Genomic DNA, 19,013 nt, shown 5'->3' on the forward strand with positions numbered 1-19,013 from the left:
TAGCCGCCGGACGAAAGAGGACATCGTCACCTCGGCGCTGAGTGTGATTGCGGATTTAACTTACAATCAAGTAAGCAAGTAGGCAAGTGGTCGCACAGACGAGCCGATCGGGGTCGATAGACTCGCACCCGCCGCGACGAGAGGAGGGCGACGATGACCGCGACGCGACGTCAGCCGCGCTCACGCCCCGAGACGCTCGTCCGCCGTCGAGAGATCCTCGACGCGGCGGTGGACATCTTCGGCGCCAAGGGCTTTGCAGGAGGGACGCTGCAGGAGATCGCCGATCAGGTCGGCATGACCCACGCCGGCATCCTGCACCACTTCGGCTCGAAGGAGCAGCTCCTCCTCGCTGTTCTCGCCCATCGCGACGCGACCGACGTCGCGCACCTCGACGGTCAGCACATTCCCGACGGGATGCCGCTGTTCCGCCACCTCGTGCAGACGGCGTTCCAGAACGCCGACCAGGGTGGAATAGTGCAGGCGTACGCCGTGCTCTCCGCAGAGTCGGTGACCGACGACCACCCCGGCCGCCCGTACTTCGAGGAGCGCTACGCCACGCTGCGCGCCGAAGTCGCCGAGGCGTTCGCGGTGGTCTGCGCCGAGCGCGGGATCGACGATCCACAGCAGGTGGCGGATGCCTCGGCGGCGATCCTCGCCGTCATGGACGGCCTCCAGGTGCAGTGGCTCCTCGATCGCCGGTCTATCGATCTCGGTCGCGCATCGCAGTTCGCGATCGAAGCCATCGTCTCAGCGGTGCTCTCTCCGCAGTCGTCGCCGCTGGACGCGGACGGCTGAGGAGCATCCGGCGGCAGTCAGCCCCGCTGGCCCTCGACCGTGTACTCGATGCACTTGACGAGCTGACGCACGTCGTCGGGCTCGATCGACACGAACGTCGCGATGCGCAGCTGGTTGCGCCCCAGCTTGCGGTACGGCTCGATGTCGACGATGTCGTTCGAGCGGAGGCTCGAGGCGATGGCTGCGGCATCCACGCCCTCGTCGAAATCGATCGTGACGACCACGGGCGAGCGGTCTGCGGGGTCGGCGACGAACGGCGTCGCGTAGGGCACCGACTCGGCCCAGTCGTAGAGGACCGACGAGGACTCCGCGGTGCGCGAGGATGCCCAGCCCAGCCCGCCGTTCTCGTTGATCCACTCGAGCTGCTTGTCGAGGAGGAAGAGCGTCGCGACGGCGGGGGTGTTGAGCGTCTGGTTGAGGCGCGAGTTGTCGAGCGCGTTCTTCAGGCTCAGGAACTCGGGGATGTACCGGCCCGATGCGGCGACGCGCTCGATGCGCTCGATCGCGGCGGGGGAGACGGCGGCGAACCACAGGCCGCCGTCGGAGCCGAGGTTCTTCTGCGGGGCGAAGTAGTAGACGTCCGCCTCGGTGATGCGGACGTTGATGCCGCCGGCGGCGCTCGTCGCGTCGATGACGGTGAGCGCGCCCTCGTCGCCGCGCACGCGGGTGACGGGGGCGGCGACGCCGGTCGAGGTCTCGTTGTGCGGCCACGCGTAGACGTCGACGCCCGCGACGGCCTCGGCGACCGTGCTCGTGCCCGGCTCCGCCTTGCGGACGTCGGGGGCCTCGAGCCAGGGGGCGGCGGCCGCGGCGGCGAACTTGCCGCCGAATTCGCCGAAGACGAGGTTCTGCGCGCGCTTCTCGATGAGGCCGAACGCCGCGGCATCCCAGAACGCGGTCGAGCCGCCGTTGCCGACGATGATCTCGTACCCGTCGGGAAGGCGAAGGAGATCGGAGAGGCCCATGCGCACCTGGCCGACGAGGCTCTTGATCGGGGCCTGGCGGTGCGAGGTGCCCATGAGGACCGAACCGGGCCCGGCGAGGGCGGCGAGCTGGGCGGCGCGGACCTTCGAGGGTCCGCAGCCGAAGCGTCCGTCGGTGGGCAGGATCTCGCGGGGCAGCGTGACGTGGGCCATGGGTCCGATTGTAGGGGTGCGGGCGGGGGCGTTCCGCCGCCGGGCCGTCACAAACGGATAGGCTGGAGGTCCACCCCCGCACCGCGCTCCGACGCACCACCGAGGCATCCATGACCGACCTGATCGACACCACCGAGATGTACCTGCGCACGATCCTCGAACTCGAGGAGGAGGGCATCGTGCCCCTGCGCGCCCGCATCTCCGAGCGCCTCGGCCACTCCGGCCCCACGGTGTCGCAGACGGTCGGGCGCATGGAGCGCGACGGTCTCGTCGTCGTCACCGACGACCGTTCGCTCGCCCTCACCGACGACGGGCGTCAGAAGGCCGTCGACGTCATGCGCAAGCACCGCCTCGCCGAGCGCCTGCTCTCGGATGTCATCGGTCTCGACTGGGCGTACGTCCACGACGAGGCGTGCCGGTGGGAGCACGTCATGAGCGAACTCGTCGAGCGTCGCCTGCTCGAGCTTCTCGGCCACCCGACCGAGTCGCCGTACGGAAACCCGATCCCCGGTCTCGACCAGCTCGGCGATGTCCCCGCGCGCACGTTCGACGAGGGCGTCGTGGGTCTCGTCCGTCTCCTCAACGAGGTCGGCACACCGGTGACCGGCACCGTCCGTCGTCTCGCCGAGCCCGTGCAGGTCGACCCGGAGCTGCTCGCCCAACTGCGCGATGCGGGCGTCGTCCCCGGCGCGAGCGGCGATTTCCGCTTCAGCGAGGGGTACGTGCTCGTGCAGATGGACGGCCAGGACGAGGGCATCGAACTGCCCATCGAGGTCGCCTCGCACCTGTTCCTGGTGGATGCCGCACCGCAGGTCTGACCCGTTCGCGGTCGCTCGATTCGGCGACATCCCCGGGGCGAGATTCTGGGCATCCCGTGGAAAAGACCTGGGCGCGCCGGTCTCTGCGTGACATATTCGTTACCTTCGGGTAGCCTGCAAAGGTCCAACTGGCGAGAAGCCCGCCAAGGATCTCCGCACGAATTGCCTCATGGGTTCGTCGTTCGCGCGGTGACACCCGTACATCTGTGCCCGACACCGAGTGCCGACGAACCAACGATCCCCCGCCCCCGCGGGGGGCATGCGGAGGCGCCGGAGGACCATTGGCTGACACGTTCGACTCGTCGCGGGAGAACCCCGAATCCGAAGCGACGAACACCTCTTCCCAGCGACGCGCCCGAAAGTCCGTGAGCGCGCGACCGGCGCCCGGAGCCGCCCCCGCCCTTTCGCGAGCGGCTGCGCGCCGTGCGGCAGGCAAGCCGCACCCCGCCCGCAGCATCCTGACCCTCGCCGCCGTGGCCGGTCTCGTCGCGACCGTCGCCGTCCCCGCTGCGCTCAGCGCGACGGGCGGCGCCGCTCCCGCCGAGGCCGCGGTGACGACGCTGCAGCAGGTGGCCGCCGACAACGCGCAGTCACTCGTCGTGGCGTCGGAAGAGACGCCGGCCGCGCTCGACCGCGGCAGCTACAGCGCGACGACGCCCGAAGAGATCCAGACGAAGAAGGATGAGGAGGCCGCGAAGGCCGCCGCCGCCGCGCGCATCGCCGCGGCGAGCAAGGTCGCCTCGTCGTCCTCGTCCTCGTCGTCGTCGTTCACCGGCGCGATCGCCGAGTCGATCGCCCCCGCGGGGTCGGTCGTCCGTCCGCTCGTGTCGTTCAACAACTTCGGCACGCCGTACGCGGGTCACAAGGGCACCGACTACATGGTCGGCGGCGGCACCCCGATCTACGCGATCGCCGACGGCGTCGTCGTCGCGTCGAGCGAGAACGGTCCCGGCTGGGGCGTCTACGTCAAGATCGCCCACAACGTCGGCGGACAGAGCGTCACCTCCCTCTACGCCCACATGACTTACGGCACCCGCCGTGTCGAGGTCGGCCAGACCGTCAGCGCCGGACAGCTCATCGGCCAGGTCGGTCAGACCGGTCGCGCCTACGGCACGCACCTGCACCTCGAGATCTACGTCAACGGCGCGTGGACCAATGCGGAGAGCTGGTTGCAGGCCAACGTGCACTGACTGCGTTAGCCTGATCCCGACGCTCGCAGAAGCCGAGGGGGAGTCGATGGACGTCGCAGGAGCCCGCATCCGCACCATGGATGCCCTCTGCCGGAACGCATCCGGCCGCTACGTCCTTCGGCATCGCGTACACGACTGCCGCGGCGAGAGCCGTGCGATCAAGGCGCTGTCTTTCGACAGCGCCTTTTTTCGTGCCCGTGCGCCCCGTCGTCTCCTGCGATCGCACACCGAGAGGCCACTGAAGCCGTCAGTGCCGTTCGAGAGGACAGAGACCGCATGCGCACACTGGTACTGAACGCCGGCTACGAGCCGCTCGCCGTCGTCTCCTTCAAGCGGGCACTCGTGCTCGTCATGAACGAGAAGGCGACCGTCATCGAGCGGATCGACGACAATCCCGTCTGGAGCCTCCACGGCGCCACCGATCGCCCCGCCGTGATCGTCCTCACCCGCTACGTGCGGGTGCCGGGCGCGCGGCGCGTGCCGGTCACGCGCCGCGGGGTGCTGCGTCGCGACGCGCACCGCTGCGGGTACTGCGGCAAGGCGGCGACGACGATCGACCACATCCTGCCGCGGTCGCGCGGCGGGGCCGATTCGTGGGAGAACCTCGTGGCGTGCTGCCTGCGGTGCAACAACGTGAAGGGCGACCGTACGCCGCAGGAGATGAGGTGGGAGCTGCGCTGGGTGCCGCAGCCGCCGCGCGGCGCGCAGTGGACCGTGCGCGGCACGGAGCGCTCCGACCCGGCCTGGGAGCCGTACCTCTCGCTCGCCGCGTGACCCTCGCGGCCTGACGCCCACAGCCCGACGCCCACAGCCCAACGCCCACAGCCCGAGGCTCCCGGGCCTCCCGCGGACGATGTCGGAGGCCGAGCGTATCTTCGACCTCACCGGATTGAAGAACTAGAACAGAAGTTCTAGCCTGGTGAGATGAGGTCGATCATGGGTGAGGCGCGGAGCGCGGCGGGCACCACCGTCGACACGGTGGCCGCTCTGCGTGCGCAGCTCGACCGCCTGCAGGGGCGGCGGCTCGACGTGCCCGTGCTCCCGGTGCCGCAGGCCCTGGCATCCCTTCTGCCCGGGGGTGGGCTCCGCCCCGGCTCGTCGTACTCTCTCGGGCGGTCGACCTCGCTCCTCTTCTCGCTGCTCGCCCGCCCCTCGCAGGACGGCGCGTGGTGCGCGGCGGTGGGCATGCCGCATCTCGGGGCCGAGGCGGCGCGCGCGGCGGGGGTCGACCTGTCGCGCCTCGTGCTGGTGCCCGATCCGGGCGAGCGCTGGCTCGCGGTGACCGCCGCCGTCGCCGATGTGCTGCCGGTGGTCGCGGTGCGTCCGCCCGCACGCGCGAAGGATGCCGACATTTCCCGGCTCGCCGCCCGCATGCGCGAGCGCGAGGCGGTTCTGCTCGTGCAGGGGCCGTGGCCGCAGACGGAGGCGATGATCGATGTGGGCGACCCGTCGTGGTCGGGCCTCGGCGACGGCTACGGCATCCTCGAAGGACGTGAGCTCACCGTCACCGTCACGAGCCGCCGCTTCCCCGTGCCGCGGACGGGGCGTGTGCTGCTGCCGGATGCCGCGGGCGGCGTCGCCGGCGCCGCGGGCGGGATGCCGGGACGTGCGTCGGCGGCGCCGGTTCGAACCGGGCTGAGGGCCGTCGGATGAACGCCGTCTCCTCCACCTCCGTTTCCGCCCCGTCGGCCATCGCGCCGCGACACCTCGTGGTGTGGGTGCCGGACTGGCCGATCGTCGCGCTCGGGCGCGACGGCGACGACCCGCTCGATCCGGAGCTGCCGATCGCCGTGTTCGACAAGGGCATGGTCGTCGCCTCATCGCCCGCGGCCCGCGCCGAGGGGGTGCGGCGGGGGCAGCGGCGTCGTGACGCACAGGCGCGCTGCCCGCACCTCGAGGTCGTGCTGCACGATCCGGTGCGCGATCATCGCGCGTTCGCGCCGCTGATCGCGGCGGTCGAAGAGGCGGCACCCGGGGTGCAGCTGGTCGCGCCGGGGATGTGCGCCCTGCGCGCCAAGGGGCCGGCGCGGTTCTACGGGGGCGAGGCGGCCGCGGCGACCGTCCTCGCCGGGGCGATCGCCGGGCTCGGGGTCGACGACGTGCGCGTCGGCGTCGGCGACGGCACGTTCACCGCCGAGCAGGCGGCGCGCCGCGGCACGCGGGCGAGCGACCCGGTGCGGATCGTGCCGGCGGGGCGGGCGGCATCTTTCCTCGCGCCGCTGCCGGTCGGTGTCCTCGACGACGAGACGGTGGGGCTCTTCGCCCGCCTCGGGGTGCAGACGCTCGGCGAGGTCGCCGCGCTCGGCGCCGAACGCCTCGCCGAACGGTTCGGCGCCCGGGGCGCGCGCCTGCACGCCCTCGCGGCGGGGGAGGACCCGCGCCCCGTGTCGGTGCGGACGCCCCCGCCCGAACTGCACCGCGAGATCGCGTTCGAGCCGCCCGTCGCCCTCGCCGACCAGATCGCGTTCGGCATGCGTGTGCCCGCCGAGGAGTTCGTCGCGCGCCTCGCCGCCCACGACCTCGTCTGCACGGGACTCCGCGTCGTCCTCACGGGCGAGCGCGGCGACCGCAGCGACCGGGTGTGGCTGCACCCCGGGGCGTTCGACGCGGCAGCGGTCGTCGATCGCGTGCGCTGGCAGCTCGCCGAGCAGGGGGTGGGGCGCGGGGGGCTCCGCAGCGCCGTCACGAGCGTCCGGATCGAACCCGACGGGGTGGATGCCGCCGCGCACCACACCGCGCGCCTGTTCGGCGCCGGGCCTGACGAGCGCGTGCACCACGCCCTGTCACGCGTGCAGGCGATGCTCGGGCATCAGGGAGTGCTCACTCCCGAGATCGGCGGAGGGCGCTGGCTCGCCGAAAGACAGCACCTCGTTCCGTGGGGAGACGTCGACGTGGCCCTGGCAGGTTCCGCAGCGGCCACCGCCGACCGCCCCTGGCCGGGGAGCCTCCCCGGGCCTTTGCCTGCGACCGTGTTCGCCGAAGCCGTGCCGGTCGCGGTGCTCGACGAGGAAGGCGACATGGTCGCCGTCGGCACGCGCGGCGAGCTGACGGCCGAGCCGGTGCGCTTCAGCGTCGGGGGGCGGGAGCGCGGCATCCGGCAGTGGGCGGGGCCGTGGCCCGTGATCGAGCGGGGGTGGGATCCCGCACGCTCCCGCACCGCGCACCGTTTCCAGATCGTCGACGCGGCGCAGAGCGCGTGGCTGCTCGTCTGCGAAGAGGGGACGTGGCACGCCGAGGGGGTGTACGACTGATGGGCTTCAACAACCCCGGGGTGACCTGGTCGGAGATGGAGCGCGTGCTCAGCGGGCGCTCCGCCGAACCCGACGGCGGCGACGGGCCGGCCTTCTCGCGCAAGCGCGGGAAGTACGAGAAGCCCCCGATCGAGCGGCCCGACGATGCGGTGCCGTACGCCGAGCTGCACGCGCACTCGTCGTTCTCGTTCCTCGACGGAGCCTCCTCTCCCGCCGAGCTCGCCGAAGAAGCCGAACGGCTCGGGCTTCACGCCCTCGCGATCTGCGACCACGACGGGTTCTACGGCATTGCCCGTTTCGCCGAAGCGGCCGAGCAGCTGACCGTGAAGACGGTGTTCGGGGCGGAGCTCTCGCTCTCGGTCGACGGGTACTCGCGCGCGCCGGCGCGCAGCGGCCCACCCGACCCTGAGGCGCAGCACCTGCTCGTCCTCGCCCGCGGTGAGGAGGGCTACCACCGTCTCGCCGCGGCCCTCACTCACGCGCAACTCGCCGGCGGGGAGAAGGGCCGCCCCCGCTACGACCTCGCCGACCTCGCCGCGCGGGCGGAGGGGCACTGGGCGATCCTCACCGGGTGCCGGAAGGGCGCCGTCCGGCGGGCGCTCGCCGGCGCCGGCGGCCGGGCGGCCCCGGATGCCGCCGCGGCGGCGCGCGAGCTCGACCTGCTCGTCGACCTCTTCGGTGCGGATGCCGTGAACGTCGAGCTCATCGACCACGGCTCTCCCACCGACACGCGCGACAACGACATCCTCGCCGCGCTCGCCGCCGACCGCGGTCTGCCGATCCTCGCGACGAACAACGTGCACTACGCCGTGCCCGAGCGGGTGCACCTGGCCGCGGCGGTCGCCGCAGTCCGCGCCAATCGGGGCCTCGACGAGCTCGACGGGTGGCTCCCCGCGCACGCGAGCGCGCACCTGCGGTCGGGGGCGGAGATGGCGCTGCGGTTCCGCCGCTACCCGGGAGCGATCTCGCGCACCGTCGCCCTGGCCGACGAGCTCGCCTTCCCGCTCCGGCGCGCGAAGCCCGCCCTCCCGAAGCTCCCGGTCCCCGAGGGTCACACGCCGATGACGTGGCTGCGGAAGCTCGTATGGGACGCCGTGCCCCGCAAGTATCCCGACGCCACCGAGGCCGACCGCGCCCGCATCGACCGCGAGCTCGCCGTCATCGAGCAGAAGGACTTCCCGGGGTACTTCCTCATCGTCCACGGCATCGTCGCCGAGGCGCGGCACCGCGGCATCCTGTGCCAGGGGCGCGGCTCGGCGGCCAACAGCGCCGTCTGCTACCTGCTCGACATCACGGCGGTCGACTCGATCTTCTACCAGCTGCCGTTCGAGCGGTTCCTCTCCGCGATGCGCGAGGAGGAGCCCGACATCGACGTCGACTTCGACTCCGACCGGCGCGAGGAGATCATCCAGTGGGTCTTCGACACGTACGGACGCGAGCGCGCCGCGCAGGTGGCGAACGTCATCCAGTACCGCCCCAAGAACGCGGTGCGCGACATGGCGAAGGCGCTCGGTCATTCGCCGGGGCAGCAAGATGCCTGGTCGAAGCAGGTCGAGCGGTGGGACGGCCCGGTCGCCGGTGCCCATGACATCCCCGACCGGGTGCTGGAGTACTCCGCGGCGCTCATGAAGGCGCCGCGGCACCTCGGCATCCATTCGGGCGGGATGGTCCTCACCGAGCGGCCGGTGGGCGAGGTCGTGCCCATCGAGCACGCGCGGATGACGGGGCGCACCGTCATCCAGTGGGACAAGGACGACGCCGCCTGGATGGGGCTCGTGAAGTTCGACCTGCTGGGGCTCGGCATGCTCGCGGCCCTCCAGTACTGCTTCGACCTCATCCGCGGGGCGACCGGGGAGGAGTGGTCGCTCGACGCGATCCCGAAGGAAGAGGCGGCGGTCTACGACATGCTGTGCCGGGCCGATTCGATCGGGGTGTTCCAGGTCGAGTCCCGCGCGCAGATGGGGCTGCTGCCGCGCCTGCAGCCGCGACGGTTTTACGACCTCGTGATCGAGATCGCCCTCATCCGGCCCGGTCCCATCCAGGGCGGCGCGGTGCACCCGTACGTGCGCCGGAAGGTGCAGGGCGAGGAGGTGACGTACGCGCACGACAAGCTGAAGCCGGTGCTCGAGCGGACCCTCGGCATCCCGATCTTCCAAGAGCAGCTCATGCAGATGGGCATGGCGGTCGGTGACCTCACGGGGGAGGATGCCGATGTGCTCCGCCGGGCGATGGGATCCAAGCGCGGCATCGAGCGCATCGAATCGGTCAAGGCGAAGCTCTACGCCGGCATGAAGCGGAACGGCCTGGTGGGAGAGGTCGCCGACGACATCTACGCGAAGATCCAGGCGTTCGCGAACTTCGGCTTCGCCGAGAGCCACTCGCTCTCGTTCGCCCTCCTCGTCTACGCGTCGTCGTGGCTGAAGCTGCACTACCCGGCGGCGTTCCTCGCGGCTCTTCTGCGCGCGCAGCCCATGGGGTTCTACTCGCCCGCGACCCTCACCGCCGACGCGCGGCGTCACGGGGTGACGGTGCTCCGCCCCGACATCCACGCCTCCGGGGCGGACGCGGGGCTCGAGGCGATCTCGGACGGAGAGAGGACACCTACCGGACGCGACGCCTGCACCCACCGACACCAGCCGCCCGTCGGCCCGTTCGACCGCGACGCGCCCGACGCGTCGGCCGCGCACCGGCGCGACGGGGCGTTCGCCGTGCGTCTGGGACTCGCCGCGGTCACCGGCGTCGGGCAGCCGCTCGCGCAGCGGATCGTCGCGGCGCGCGCGGCGGAGGGGCCGTTCCGCGACCTGCGCGATCTCGTGCGGCGGACGGGCGCGACCGAGGCGCAGGTCGAGGCGCTCGCGACGGCGGGGGCGTTCGAGAGCATGGGCATCGGACGGCGGGCGGGTCTGTGGCTCGCGGGAGACGCGGCGAAGGACCGCCCCGAGTTCCTCGCCGGCACGCTCATCTCGGTGCAGCCGCCGCTGTTCCCCGACCCGTCGAGCTACGACGTGCTCGCAGCGGACCTCTGGGCGACGGGCATCTCGACCGACGACCACCCGCTCGTCCACTACCGGTCGCAGCTCGACGCGCGGGGCGTCCTCACCTCGCGGGGGCTGCGGGAGCACGAGGTCGGGCGGCGCGTCGAGGTCGCGGGGCTCGTCACGCACCGGCAGCGCCCGGCGACGGCATCTGGCATCACGTTCATCAACCTCGAAGACGAGCACGGGCTCGTCAACGTGATCTGCTCGAAGGGCGCGTGGGACAGGTACCGACGGGTGCTGCGCGATGCGCCCGCGCTCATCGCGCGCGGCATCCTCGAACGCTCGCCCGAAGGGGTGACGAACCTCGTGGCCGACGCGTTCGAGGATCTCAGAGTGGGCGTGACGCACCGCTCCCGCGACTTCCGCTGAGGAAGCCGCGGGAGCGGAACCGGACGAGGGAGCTACCGGGTCGCCACGGGCGTCGCCCCGGCATCCGTCCGATGAGACGTGTCGCCGTGCGCGTTCGTCGCGTCGTCGAGTGCGAGGTTCGCGTCGCGGACCGCGATGTACTGCGGGAGGTCGGTGTACAGCTCCTGCGTCAGCGGGTTGAGGCGGCGAGTGATGATGCGGTGACCTTGGTAGACGAGCACCGCGAGGTTCGCCGCGAGAGAGATCGCGGAGACGGTGAACAGCGCCGCCGGGTCGTGGGATGCCTGCACGGAGAACGCGGAGCTCGTCACGAATGCCGGGACGGCCATCGTGAACATCATCCAGAGGGCGAGCGTCGCGGCACGGTGCTGCAGCCACGCACCCTTCTTGATGAAGAACGCCGGGATCGTGCAGGAGATGAGCAGAGCCGCGCCCGCGTAGAAGGAGTGGTCGCCGACGCAGTTGTAGACGTAGGCGAAGTTCCACAGGTCGTACGCGATGATCCAGAACCAGAGCATGTCGGGCCACACCATGTCGCGCGAGCTGTCGCGGGAGATGATGATGCCCATCCACCCGCAGATGGTGATGAGGTTGATGATGCCGGCGACGCCGTTCATGTAGTTCCAGGGTCCGGAGACCATGAAGACCCCGTCGATCATGCCGTCGGCGCCCATCGCGCCGACCTGGAAGTCGCGGATGCAGGCCTCGAGGATGTTGAGACCGAGGATCGCGGGCGGGAACAGCAGCGCCCACTTGTTCGCCGCGAGACGCGGGATGTAGCGGATCGCCATGAACCCGAGGACACCGGCGAGGGCCGAGTAGACCTTGACCCAGTGGAACCATGTGCCCGTCGAGGAACCGGCTCCCGCCGTCGTCGGCCACACGAAGATCGTCAGGATGATCGGCAGGGCGACGAAGAAGCCGAGACCCACCCACTTCCAGCGACGGGTGACCTCGTTCAGTAGGATCAAGCCACCCAGGACGGCGAACCAGGCGATCCAGGAGTACCAGGGGATGGACTCGTACAGGAACATGATCTCGATGCCTCCATGGTGCGGGGGATCGGGCTCCTTCGCCGATGCTTGCTGTCGTCCCGCACCTTCTGATCCCCACGGTAGGAAGCGGCGGGTGCGGTGACCATAGACAATTCCCCGGAAGTGTCGGGTCGACCCGCCCGCGTCGCCCCCGCGAAGTTCGCGCTCGCCGGGGCTCTCAAGAACGCGCTCCGCACCGAGCCGCTCTCACGGGTGACGGTGTCGGGCCTCGCGGATGCCGCGGGGGTGCACCGGCAGACCTTCTACGCCCACTTCCATGACGTCTACGACCTCGCCGCATGGGTGTTCACCGCCGACATCGCCGACCGTGTGCTGCAGGATGCCGGGCACGAGACGTGGACCGAGGGGCTCACGGCGTTCCTCCGCTACCTGCGCGACAACCGGGACGAGGCGGTCTCGGTGATCGATTCGCTCAGCCACCGGGAGCTGCAGCTGTTCCTCTTCCACTCGCTGCGGAGGATGATGCGTGCGGTCACCGACGACGTCGAAGGGGACCTCCGCGTCCGACCCGAGGATCGCGCCTTCATCGTCGACCACTACACCCTCGCCGTGCTGGGCCACGTGATCCAGTGGATCGCCACGGGCATGACCGACGACCCGCAGGAACTCGTCGACCGGCTGCGGTTCTTCATGCACGGGCAGGTGCGCGAGAGCCTCGAGCGTGCGGCGACGGCGGCGCGGAACGCCCGCTGACACGACGGCGCCCCGGCCGGTCGGGGGAGTGACCGGGCCGGGGCGCCGCTGTGCTCATCGTCGCTGCGCGGTGTTCATCGCCGCTGCGCGGTGCTTACCGTTGCTGTGCGAGGGCGAAGCCGACGGAACCGTCCTCGGAGAGCTGGGCGTCGAGCACCCGGTCGTCGAGCTGCGCGTTCGCGAGGGCATCGACGTACACGCGCGCTCCGGCATCCTCGACGACGGCGTCGCCCTCCTGCGGGCCGTCGGTGAGGCTGACGGCGTACCCCTGGTCGGGGTTCTCGGCCTTCGCGATGCGCAGGCCGGCGGTGTCGGCGGGGATCTGCTGGGTGAGCTGCGCGATGGCGGCGGTGGCGTTCTCGGTGAGTGTGAGCATGATGCTCTCCTTCCGTGGATGGCGTCCGGGTCTTGCTCCGCGGGGTTGCGGACCGGCCACGATTCCGAGAATCCGGGCCTTGCGCAACCTCTGACACACCATGCCTCGACTCTCCCACCGGATACGGAGGTTTCTTTCCCGGTGCAACCCCTACCTCTACCGCGTCCCGCGGGCGTAGCGTCGGAACATGGCAGATGTTGCGGACTTCTTCGTCGAGACCCTCAAGCGTGCCGGAGTGACCCGGGTGTGGGGCCTTCCCGGCGACTCCCTGAATGCGTTCACCGACGCGCTGCGGCGCGACAGCGGCAAGGACGGCGGCATCCGCTGGATGCACATGCGGCACGAAGAGGCCGCCGCGTTCGCGGCCGGGGCCGATGCCGAGCTGAACGGCGAACTCGCCGTCGTCGCGGGCTCTTGCGGCCCGGGCAATCTGCACTTCATCAACGGACTGTTCGATGCGAACCGCACGCGCGTGCCCGTGCTCGCGATCGCCTCCCACATTCCGTCGGCCGAGATCGGCAGCAGCTACTTCCAGGAGACCCACCCGCAGGAGCTCTTCCGCGAGTGCAGCGTGTACTCGGAGCTCGTGAGCGACCCGTCGCAGCTGCCCTGGGTGCTGGAGATCGCGATGCGCACCGCCGTCGAGAAGCGCGGCGTCGCGGTCGTCGTCGTGCCGGGCGACGTGTTCTTCGCCGATGCGCCCTCGCGACGGGCGACGGCGCCCATCGTCGCGACGTCGTCGGTCGTCGTGCCCGACGACGCGGGTCTCGCCGCGGCGGCGGACGTCCTCAACGGCGCGAAGAAAGTGACGATCCTCGCCGGTGCCGGCGTCGCGGGAGCGCACGACGAGGTCGTCGCGCTCGCCGCGAAGCTGCAGGCGCCGATCGTGCACGCCCTCCGCGGCAAGGAGCACATCGAGTGGGAGAACCCGTATGACGTCGGGATGACGGGGCTTCTCGGCTTCGCGTCGGGGTACCGGGCGATGGAGAAGTGCGACGCGCTGCTCATGCTCGGCACCGACTTCCCGTACCGACAGTTCTTCCCCGAGAACGCGAAGATCGTGCAGGTCGACATCCGCGGCGAACAGCTCGGGCGGCGCACCCCGATCGATGTCGGACTCGTCGGCGGCGTGCGTGAGACGGCGGCGGCGCTCCTCCCGCGGATCGATGACGGACGCAGCGACTCCTTCGTGACGGATGCCGTGGAGCACTACCGCAAGACCCGGAAAGGCCTCGACGAGCTCGCGGTCGACGACGGCAAGGCGCCCATCCATCCGCAGTACGTCGCGGCGCTGCTCGACGAGCTCGCGAGCGAGGATGCCGTGTTCACCGCCGACGTGGGAAGCCCCGTCATCTGGGCGGCGCGCTACCTCACGATGAACGGGCGCAGACGCCTGCTCGGGTCGTTCCTACACGGTTCGATGGCGAACGCCATGCCGCAGGCGCTCGGCGCGCAGGCGGCCGACCGTTCGCGTCAGGTGATCGCCCTCGCCGGCGACGGCGGCCTGGCGATGCTCATGGGCGATCTGCTGTCGATCCGGCAGAACGACCTGCCGGTGAAGATCGTGGTGTTCAACAACGCATCGCTCAACTTCGTCGAACTGGAGATGAAGGCGGCCGGCATCGTGAACTTCGGCACGGGGCTCGAGAACCCGTCGTTCGCGGCGGTCGCCGAGTCGGTCGGCATCACCGGCATCCGCGTCGAGCAGCCGGGCGACCTGCGCGCCGCGCTCGAGCGCGCGCTCGCCACCGACGGGCCCGTGCTCGTCGACGTCGTCACGGCCCGCGAGGAGCTGTCTATGCCCCCCACGATCACGGCGGCGCAGATGAAGGGCTTCACCGTCTGGGCGCTGAAGACCGTGCTGTCGGGTCGCGGCGACGAGTTGCTCGATCTTGCCGACACGAACGTCTGGCGGCGCCTCACCCACCGGTGATTCACTAGGACCAGCTGTTCGTCTGGGGCGGGGGCGATGACATGGTCCGGAATCTGGTGGTCTGTTTCGACGGGACGTCGGCGCAGCCGCGCGCGGGTGTCAACACGAACGTCGTGCGGCTGTATGGGATGCTCGATCTCGCCGACCCCGCGAAACAGGTGGCGTACTACGACCCGGGCGTGGGCACGTTCGCCGCAGCCGGCGCGTGGACACCGCTCGCGCGCTGGTGGTCGCGCGTGATGGGTATGGCGTTCGGCTCGGGACTGAAAGAGAACCTCGGCGAGGCGTACACGTGGCTCATGCGCACGTGGTCGGTGGGCGACCAGGTGTACGTCTTCGGGTTCAGCCGCGGCGCGTACAACGCGCGCGCACTCGTGGGCATGCTGCGGACGCTCGGATTGATGCGCCCGGGATCGGAGAACCTCGTCCCGTACGCGGTCGCCGCGTACTCCGGAGGCCTCGACGACATGCACAAGATGGCCGAGATCTTCGCGCAGCGGGTCGACGGTGACCGCACGACCGTGCCGATCCGGTACCTGGGCCTCTGGGACACGGTGAAGGCGGCCGGCATCCTGCGCCGCAGCATCACCTGGCCGTACACGCGCATCCTTCCCAACGCGCAGCGCATCCGGCACGCCGTCTCGCTCGACGAGCGGCGACGCCCGTTCCGTGAGTACCTCATCGACGATCCGAACGACAAGACCCGCGAGGAGGTGTGGTTCGCCGGCATCCACTCCGATGTGGGCGGCACGTACGCCGACGATGACGAGCTGTCGACGATCGCGCTGAAATGGATCGTGGATGCCGCGGTGGCCGAAGGCCTGCTGGTGCGTGCGCGCAAGCGCTCGGCCGAGTGCGCGGTCACTCCGGCATCGGCGTCGGGGCGCGCACATCGCAACGGCATGATCTGGGGGCTGCTCGACTGGCGCCGCCGGCCGGTCGCCGACGGCACGCGCGTGCACGCGAGCGTTGCGGCGCGCGCAGCCGCCGACCCCCGCTACGACGCGGTGCGCGGGCGGAAGGTGACGTACGTCGACGACGGGTGGGCAGGCTCAGCCTGAATCGCCGGGGAAGTGGACCTCGGTCCAGAGACCGTCGGGCCCGACGGTCACGATGTCGCTCGGTTCCGGGGCGGAGGCATCCACGATCGTCGCCGCGTCGGCGCGGAGGGCGTCGAGCAGCGTCGTCTTCGGGATGTCCTTCCACTGCGCGACGCGGCCATAGGGGAGCATCGCGATCGTTCCGGCGTGGCCGAGCACGTCTTCGACGAATGCGCGCGGGGTCGCGTTGTGCGACCCGTGGTGGCCGATCTTGTAGAACGCGGGCGCCGTGAGCAGCTCACGCGACTCGGGGTCGCCGAGCACGTGCTCCTATGCGCCCTGCTGGGCGTCGCCGACGAAGAGCAGGCGCGTTCCGGCGACGTCGAGGACGAAGAACACGGAGGTGTTGTTCACCGACTGCTCGAGCACGGATGCCGCAGCGAGCACGTCGTCGGCGTCGGAGATGTTCTGGTCGAGCTTCAGCGACGCGCCGGCATGGATGAGTTCGGGTTCGAGCACCGACTCGGCGTCCTCGCGCGCGATGACGAACCGCTCGTCGAACAGCGGCGGGGGAGCGCCGGGCGGCTCCGGCGGCGCGTCGGGATCGGAGGGGAGCGCGCCGGCGAGGGTGAGCCAGCGTGATGCGGCCGGCGGGTTCATGCGTTTCAGGGTCGCGGGATCGCGCGAGGGTCCGAGGACATGCACGACGGCCCCGGGGATGCCGGTCGGGATCGTGTTCTGGTCCGCGTCGGTGCTCGGCAGGTACCGCACCGTCGGGGTGTTGCGGAAGGAGCGGCCGTTGCCGAGGAGGCGGTCTGAGGCATTCTTGTTCGTCATCGAGTTGACGGCGAGGACGCCGGCGAGCTCGAGCTTGTCGGACTGCGCGGACGTGTTGACGCCGAGGCGGAGGTTCGCGACGACGCGCTGCAGGTTGGCCGCGGCGGAGGTGAGGCCGTGGCGGAGGGTGTTCGCGTCGGGGTCGGAGCGGTCTTCGACGAACGGCACCCACACTTCGCCGACCTCGACGGCCTCCCACTGCGGCGACGCGAACCCGATGATGTGGTCTTTGTGGTGATGGGTCGCGACGATGACATCGAGTGCGGGCGGCTCTCCGGCGGGGGCGACCGCGGTGAGGTCGGCGATGACGGCGGCGACCACGTCATCGATCGGGCGGGCGCGCCCGTGCGGGTGGACGCCGCAGTCGACGAGCATGCGCCAGGAGCGCTCGCCGTGCGTCACGGTGACGAGGAAGCAGTCGCCGAAGCCGACGTTGTACATGCGGACGGTGGCGGTGGGGGCGCTCATCACGTCGCCGCCTCGGCGTGGAGGCGGGCGAGGTCGAGCCGCAGGGCGGCGTCGCCGTCGACCCACGAGGCGAGCGGGTCGCGGTCTTCGACGTCGCCGAACCAGGAGCGAATCGCATCGAGGCGTCTTCGGCCGCGTTGGTCGTAGGCTGCGGCGAGTGCGCGGACCGGGTCGGGCTGTGCCTGGAGCAGGGGGGAGTCGGTGATCGGGAGCGGCTTCGTGACGAGGTAGCGCACCTCGCCGTCGACGCGCGCGATCACGGTCGCGCTCGCGCGGATCGCGGCGCGCTTCTCGCGCGGGATCTGCGTGCCCTTCGCCGTGAGGGTCTGGTCTTCGAGGTCGTCGCGGCGCTGGGCGTACTGCAGCACGACGATCGGACGGGGCTGGTCGTCGGCGCCGCGCTGGTACACGATGCGTGCGCCGACGAGTTCGATCTTATGCGCGGCATCCAACCCCAGCTCGTACGCGTGGAGCACCCCCCACTCCTGGAAGCGGGCGAGGTAGGCGCGACCGCGCGTCGCACTCTTCGTGCGCGGCGGTGCGTCATCGGGCGGTGTGTCATTGGTCGGTGGGTCATCGGTCGGTGCGTCGTGCGGCTGATCGAAGGATGCCGTGCCCTTGACGTCGAGGTCGAGGGTCGCCTCGAGGATGAGCGGGGCGAGATCGACGTTCGCGGCGTCGCCGGTGAGGCGCAGCGGCGATCGCGGACGCTCCCACAGGAGTGCGTCGTCGGCGAGGGAGGAGACGCCGGGCGGGTAGATGCCGCGGCGGCGGAACGACTCGATGAGCGTTGCGCGCAGGTGCATCGCGTCGTCGGGGTAGAGGCCCTGGTCGGCGGTGACGATGGCGCGGACGACGTCGCCGAAGGTGACGTCCACGACGGGGAGGTACTGCAGGCCGCGGATGACCATGCCGAGGATTCGGTCGGCGTTGCTGACGGCCTCGGATGTGACGCGGTCGACGAGGTCGGGTGGGAGGGCTCCTTCGGGGAGGACGCCGGTGCCGTTCGAGGCGAGGCGGCGGAGGTCGCCGATGCGGCCACGGTAGGTGTCGAGGAACGCGTCGAAGACGGCGGCGACGAAGCATGCGCCCCGCTCGTGGGGTTCGGTGGCGTGCAGGAACGCGTCAGGGGTGCGCTCCGATCCGATCGCCGAGCGCAGGGCGGCGCCGCGGCCGGTGGAGACGCCGAACTCGGATGCCAGGTCGAGCAGGGCCGAGCCGGTCTCGAGGTCGCCGCGGGATGTGGCGACGGCTTCGGCGACGACCTCGCGGAACGTGAAGTGGTGGAAGAGGGCGACGAGGTCGGCGAATGTCTCGTGGAAGGCGAGGACGTCGGGGTGGGTGGGTTCGGAGAAGTACTCACGGATGCGCTGGATGATCGCGTGCGTCACTTCGTGGGCGACGACGTCGACCGAGAGGCAGGTGAACATCATCTGGCCGGGGAGGTTCGCGCCGGGGTCGCGCTCGTCCGCGCGGTAGTAACCGAACAGGACCGCGCGCAGTCGCTTGTCGAAGTAGGCGTTGCGACCCTCGAAGGCGTGCGGGACGATGCGGAGCTTGTCGTCTCCCTGCCAGCGGAAGCGGAAGCCGCTGAACTTCTCGAAGCGTTCGAGCACGCTCATCGCGACGGCATAGACGACCTGCTGGTGGGTGCGGGGGTCGGCTTCGGAGGGGCGGAGGCCTTGCTGGACGAGGACGGTCGGCGCGTTGAGGTCGACGGGCGTGTACCAGACGCCGTGCGGGGCGTCGTAGTCGACGACCTGGACGAGGCGGCCGCAGGGGCCGGGGGCGAGGTCGCGTTCGAGGGGGACGTCGATCGTGAGGAAGCGCCCGGACAGGCGCGTCGACATCGGGTCGAACGCGAAGGAGCGCAGTAGCCGCCGATCCGGCCACGGCACTGTGAGACTTCTCGATCCGGTCGCCGACATACGTCCCCCGATGTGGATGCCGCTCTCGGAGGGCGCTGTTCCCCGCAGCGCGACCTCCGATATACCGCTCAGGATAGAACGCTGGG

16 protein-coding genes are annotated in these 19,013 nt (G+C 70.7%); 10 read left to right on the forward strand and 6 right to left on the reverse strand.

What is annotated here, in order from left to right:
• Positions 1-153: 153 nt before the first annotated feature.
• Entirely contained in the window at positions 154-795 is a 642-nt protein-coding gene (locus tag AC3ENQ_RS13220) for a TetR/AcrR family transcriptional regulator (RefSeq protein WP_431805208.1), read from the forward strand.
• A 17-nt stretch (positions 796-812) separates the two neighbouring features.
• Here AC3ENQ_RS13220 and serC read toward each other — a convergent pair whose 3' ends face one another.
• Positions 813-1,931 carry a phosphoserine transaminase gene (serC, locus tag AC3ENQ_RS13225; protein WP_431805209.1) on the reverse strand — a complete coding sequence of 373 codons (1,119 nt, stop codon included), beginning with the start codon at positions 1,929-1,931 and terminating at the stop codon, positions 813-815.
• A gap of 110 nt (positions 1,932-2,041) precedes the next feature.
• On the opposite strand from serC, the gene AC3ENQ_RS13230 reads away from it, so the two are divergent.
• The 6 genes from AC3ENQ_RS13230 to AC3ENQ_RS13255 all read left to right on the forward strand — a co-directional run bounded on the left by AC3ENQ_RS13230 (position 2,042) and on the right by AC3ENQ_RS13255 (position 10,597).
• The gene (locus AC3ENQ_RS13230; RefSeq protein ID WP_431805210.1) at positions 2,042-2,749 is read left to right on the forward strand and encodes an iron-dependent transcriptional repressor DtxR; all 708 of its coding nucleotides are present in this window, start codon (positions 2,042-2,044) and stop codon (positions 2,747-2,749) included.
• Positions 2,750-3,114: 365 nt separating this feature from the next.
• Complete coding sequence (locus AC3ENQ_RS13235; protein ID WP_431805211.1) at positions 3,115-3,939, forward strand: M23 family metallopeptidase; 825 nt, start codon at positions 3,115-3,117, stop codon at positions 3,937-3,939.
• 276 nt (positions 3,940-4,215) lie between these two features.
• Positions 4,216-4,713: an HNH endonuclease gene (locus tag AC3ENQ_RS13240; protein ID WP_431805212.1), complete on the forward strand. Its 498-nt coding sequence runs from the start codon at positions 4,216-4,218 to the stop codon at positions 4,711-4,713.
• Positions 4,714-4,863: 150 nt separating this feature from the next.
• Entirely contained in the window at positions 4,864-5,592 is a 729-nt protein-coding gene (locus AC3ENQ_RS13245; protein ID WP_431805213.1) for a hypothetical protein, read from the forward strand.
• Positions 5,589-7,190: a DNA polymerase Y family protein gene (locus AC3ENQ_RS13250; protein ID WP_431805214.1), complete on the forward strand. Its 1,602-nt coding sequence runs from the start codon at positions 5,589-5,591 to the stop codon at positions 7,188-7,190. The genes AC3ENQ_RS13245 and AC3ENQ_RS13250 overlap by 4 nt, the downstream gene beginning before the upstream one ends.
• A complete protein-coding gene (locus tag AC3ENQ_RS13255) occupies positions 7,190-10,597 on the forward strand; it encodes an error-prone DNA polymerase (RefSeq protein ID WP_431805251.1) in 3,408 nt (1,135 codons plus the stop codon). The genes AC3ENQ_RS13250 and AC3ENQ_RS13255 overlap by 1 nt, the downstream gene beginning before the upstream one ends.
• Before the next feature lie 32 nt (positions 10,598-10,629).
• Here the strand turns inward: AC3ENQ_RS13255 and AC3ENQ_RS13260 are convergent, their stop codons facing one another.
• Positions 10,630-11,631: a DUF5692 family protein gene (locus tag AC3ENQ_RS13260; protein WP_431805215.1), complete on the reverse strand. Its 1,002-nt coding sequence runs from the start codon at positions 11,629-11,631 to the stop codon at positions 10,630-10,632.
• A gap of 123 nt (positions 11,632-11,754) precedes the next feature.
• Between AC3ENQ_RS13260 and AC3ENQ_RS13265 the strand changes: the two genes are divergently transcribed.
• Positions 11,755-12,345, forward strand: coding sequence for a TetR-like C-terminal domain-containing protein (locus AC3ENQ_RS13265; RefSeq protein ID WP_431805216.1), 591 nt, complete (start codon positions 11,755-11,757; stop codon positions 12,343-12,345).
• Between the two features lie 94 nt (positions 12,346-12,439).
• Here AC3ENQ_RS13265 and AC3ENQ_RS13270 read toward each other — a convergent pair whose 3' ends face one another.
• Entirely contained in the window at positions 12,440-12,721 is a 282-nt protein-coding gene (locus AC3ENQ_RS13270) for a Fe-S cluster assembly protein HesB (protein WP_431805217.1), read from the reverse strand.
• A gap of 187 nt (positions 12,722-12,908) precedes the next feature.
• Here AC3ENQ_RS13270 and poxB point away from each other — a divergent pair, with 187 nt between their 5' ends.
• Both poxB and AC3ENQ_RS13280 read left to right on the forward strand, forming a co-directional pair.
• Positions 12,909-14,654, forward strand: coding sequence for a ubiquinone-dependent pyruvate dehydrogenase (gene poxB / locus AC3ENQ_RS13275; RefSeq protein WP_431805218.1), 1,746 nt, complete (start codon positions 12,909-12,911; stop codon positions 14,652-14,654).
• Positions 14,655-14,695: 41 nt separating this feature from the next.
• Positions 14,696-15,715 carry a T6SS phospholipase effector Tle1-like catalytic domain-containing protein gene (locus AC3ENQ_RS13280; protein WP_431805219.1) on the forward strand — a complete coding sequence of 340 codons (1,020 nt, stop codon included), beginning with the start codon at positions 14,696-14,698 and terminating at the stop codon, positions 15,713-15,715.
• Here AC3ENQ_RS13280 and AC3ENQ_RS13285 read toward each other — a convergent pair.
• From AC3ENQ_RS13285 to AC3ENQ_RS13295, 3 genes are read right to left on the reverse strand one after another with little or no spacing between them, the layout of a single operon-like run.
• Positions 15,707-16,018 carry a hypothetical protein gene (locus AC3ENQ_RS13285; RefSeq protein ID WP_431805220.1) on the reverse strand — a complete coding sequence of 104 codons (312 nt, stop codon included), beginning with the start codon at positions 16,016-16,018 and terminating at the stop codon, positions 15,707-15,709. The two genes, AC3ENQ_RS13280 and AC3ENQ_RS13285, sit on opposite strands and share 9 nt — an antisense overlap.
• A gap of 6 nt (positions 16,019-16,024) precedes the next feature.
• A complete protein-coding gene (locus AC3ENQ_RS13290; protein WP_431805221.1) occupies positions 16,025-16,999 on the reverse strand; it encodes a ComEC/Rec2 family competence protein in 975 nt (324 codons plus the stop codon).
• Positions 16,999-18,849 carry a gluzincin family metallopeptidase gene (locus tag AC3ENQ_RS13295; protein ID WP_431805222.1) on the reverse strand — a complete coding sequence of 617 codons (1,851 nt, stop codon included), beginning with the start codon at positions 18,847-18,849 and terminating at the stop codon, positions 16,999-17,001. The genes AC3ENQ_RS13290 and AC3ENQ_RS13295 overlap by 1 nt, the downstream gene beginning before the upstream one ends.
• Between the last annotated feature and the right edge of the window lie 164 nt (positions 18,850-19,013).

Source organism: Microbacterium sp. bgisy203 (assembly GCF_057706945.1).

Coding starts and splice junctions, on each gene's coding strand:
- AC3ENQ_RS13220 (WP_431805208.1), top strand. CDS start 154: ATGACCGCGACGCGACGTCAGCCGCGCTCACGCCCCGAGACGCTCGTC.
- serC (WP_431805209.1), bottom strand. CDS start 1,931: ATGGCCCACGTCACGCTGCCCCGCGAGATCCTGCCCACCGACGGACGC.
- AC3ENQ_RS13230 (WP_431805210.1), top strand. CDS start 2,042: ATGACCGACCTGATCGACACCACCGAGATGTACCTGCGCACGATCCTC.
- AC3ENQ_RS13240 (WP_431805212.1), top strand. CDS start 4,216: ATGCGCACACTGGTACTGAACGCCGGCTACGAGCCGCTCGCCGTCGTC.
- AC3ENQ_RS13245 (WP_431805213.1), top strand. CDS start 4,864: ATGAGGTCGATCATGGGTGAGGCGCGGAGCGCGGCGGGCACCACCGTC.
- AC3ENQ_RS13250 (WP_431805214.1), top strand. CDS start 5,589: ATGAACGCCGTCTCCTCCACCTCCGTTTCCGCCCCGTCGGCCATCGCG.
- AC3ENQ_RS13255 (WP_431805251.1), top strand. CDS start 7,190: ATGGGCTTCAACAACCCCGGGGTGACCTGGTCGGAGATGGAGCGCGTG.
- AC3ENQ_RS13260 (WP_431805215.1), bottom strand. CDS start 11,631: ATGTTCCTGTACGAGTCCATCCCCTGGTACTCCTGGATCGCCTGGTTC.
- AC3ENQ_RS13270 (WP_431805217.1), bottom strand. CDS start 12,721: ATGCTCACACTCACCGAGAACGCCACCGCCGCCATCGCGCAGCTCACC.
- poxB (WP_431805218.1), top strand. CDS start 12,909: ATGGCAGATGTTGCGGACTTCTTCGTCGAGACCCTCAAGCGTGCCGGA.
- AC3ENQ_RS13280 (WP_431805219.1), top strand. CDS start 14,696: ATGGTCCGGAATCTGGTGGTCTGTTTCGACGGGACGTCGGCGCAGCCG.
- AC3ENQ_RS13290 (WP_431805221.1), bottom strand. CDS start 16,999: ATGAGCGCCCCCACCGCCACCGTCCGCATGTACAACGTCGGCTTCGGC.
- AC3ENQ_RS13295 (WP_431805222.1), bottom strand. CDS start 18,849: ATGTCGACGCGCCTGTCCGGGCGCTTCCTCACGATCGACGTCCCCCTC.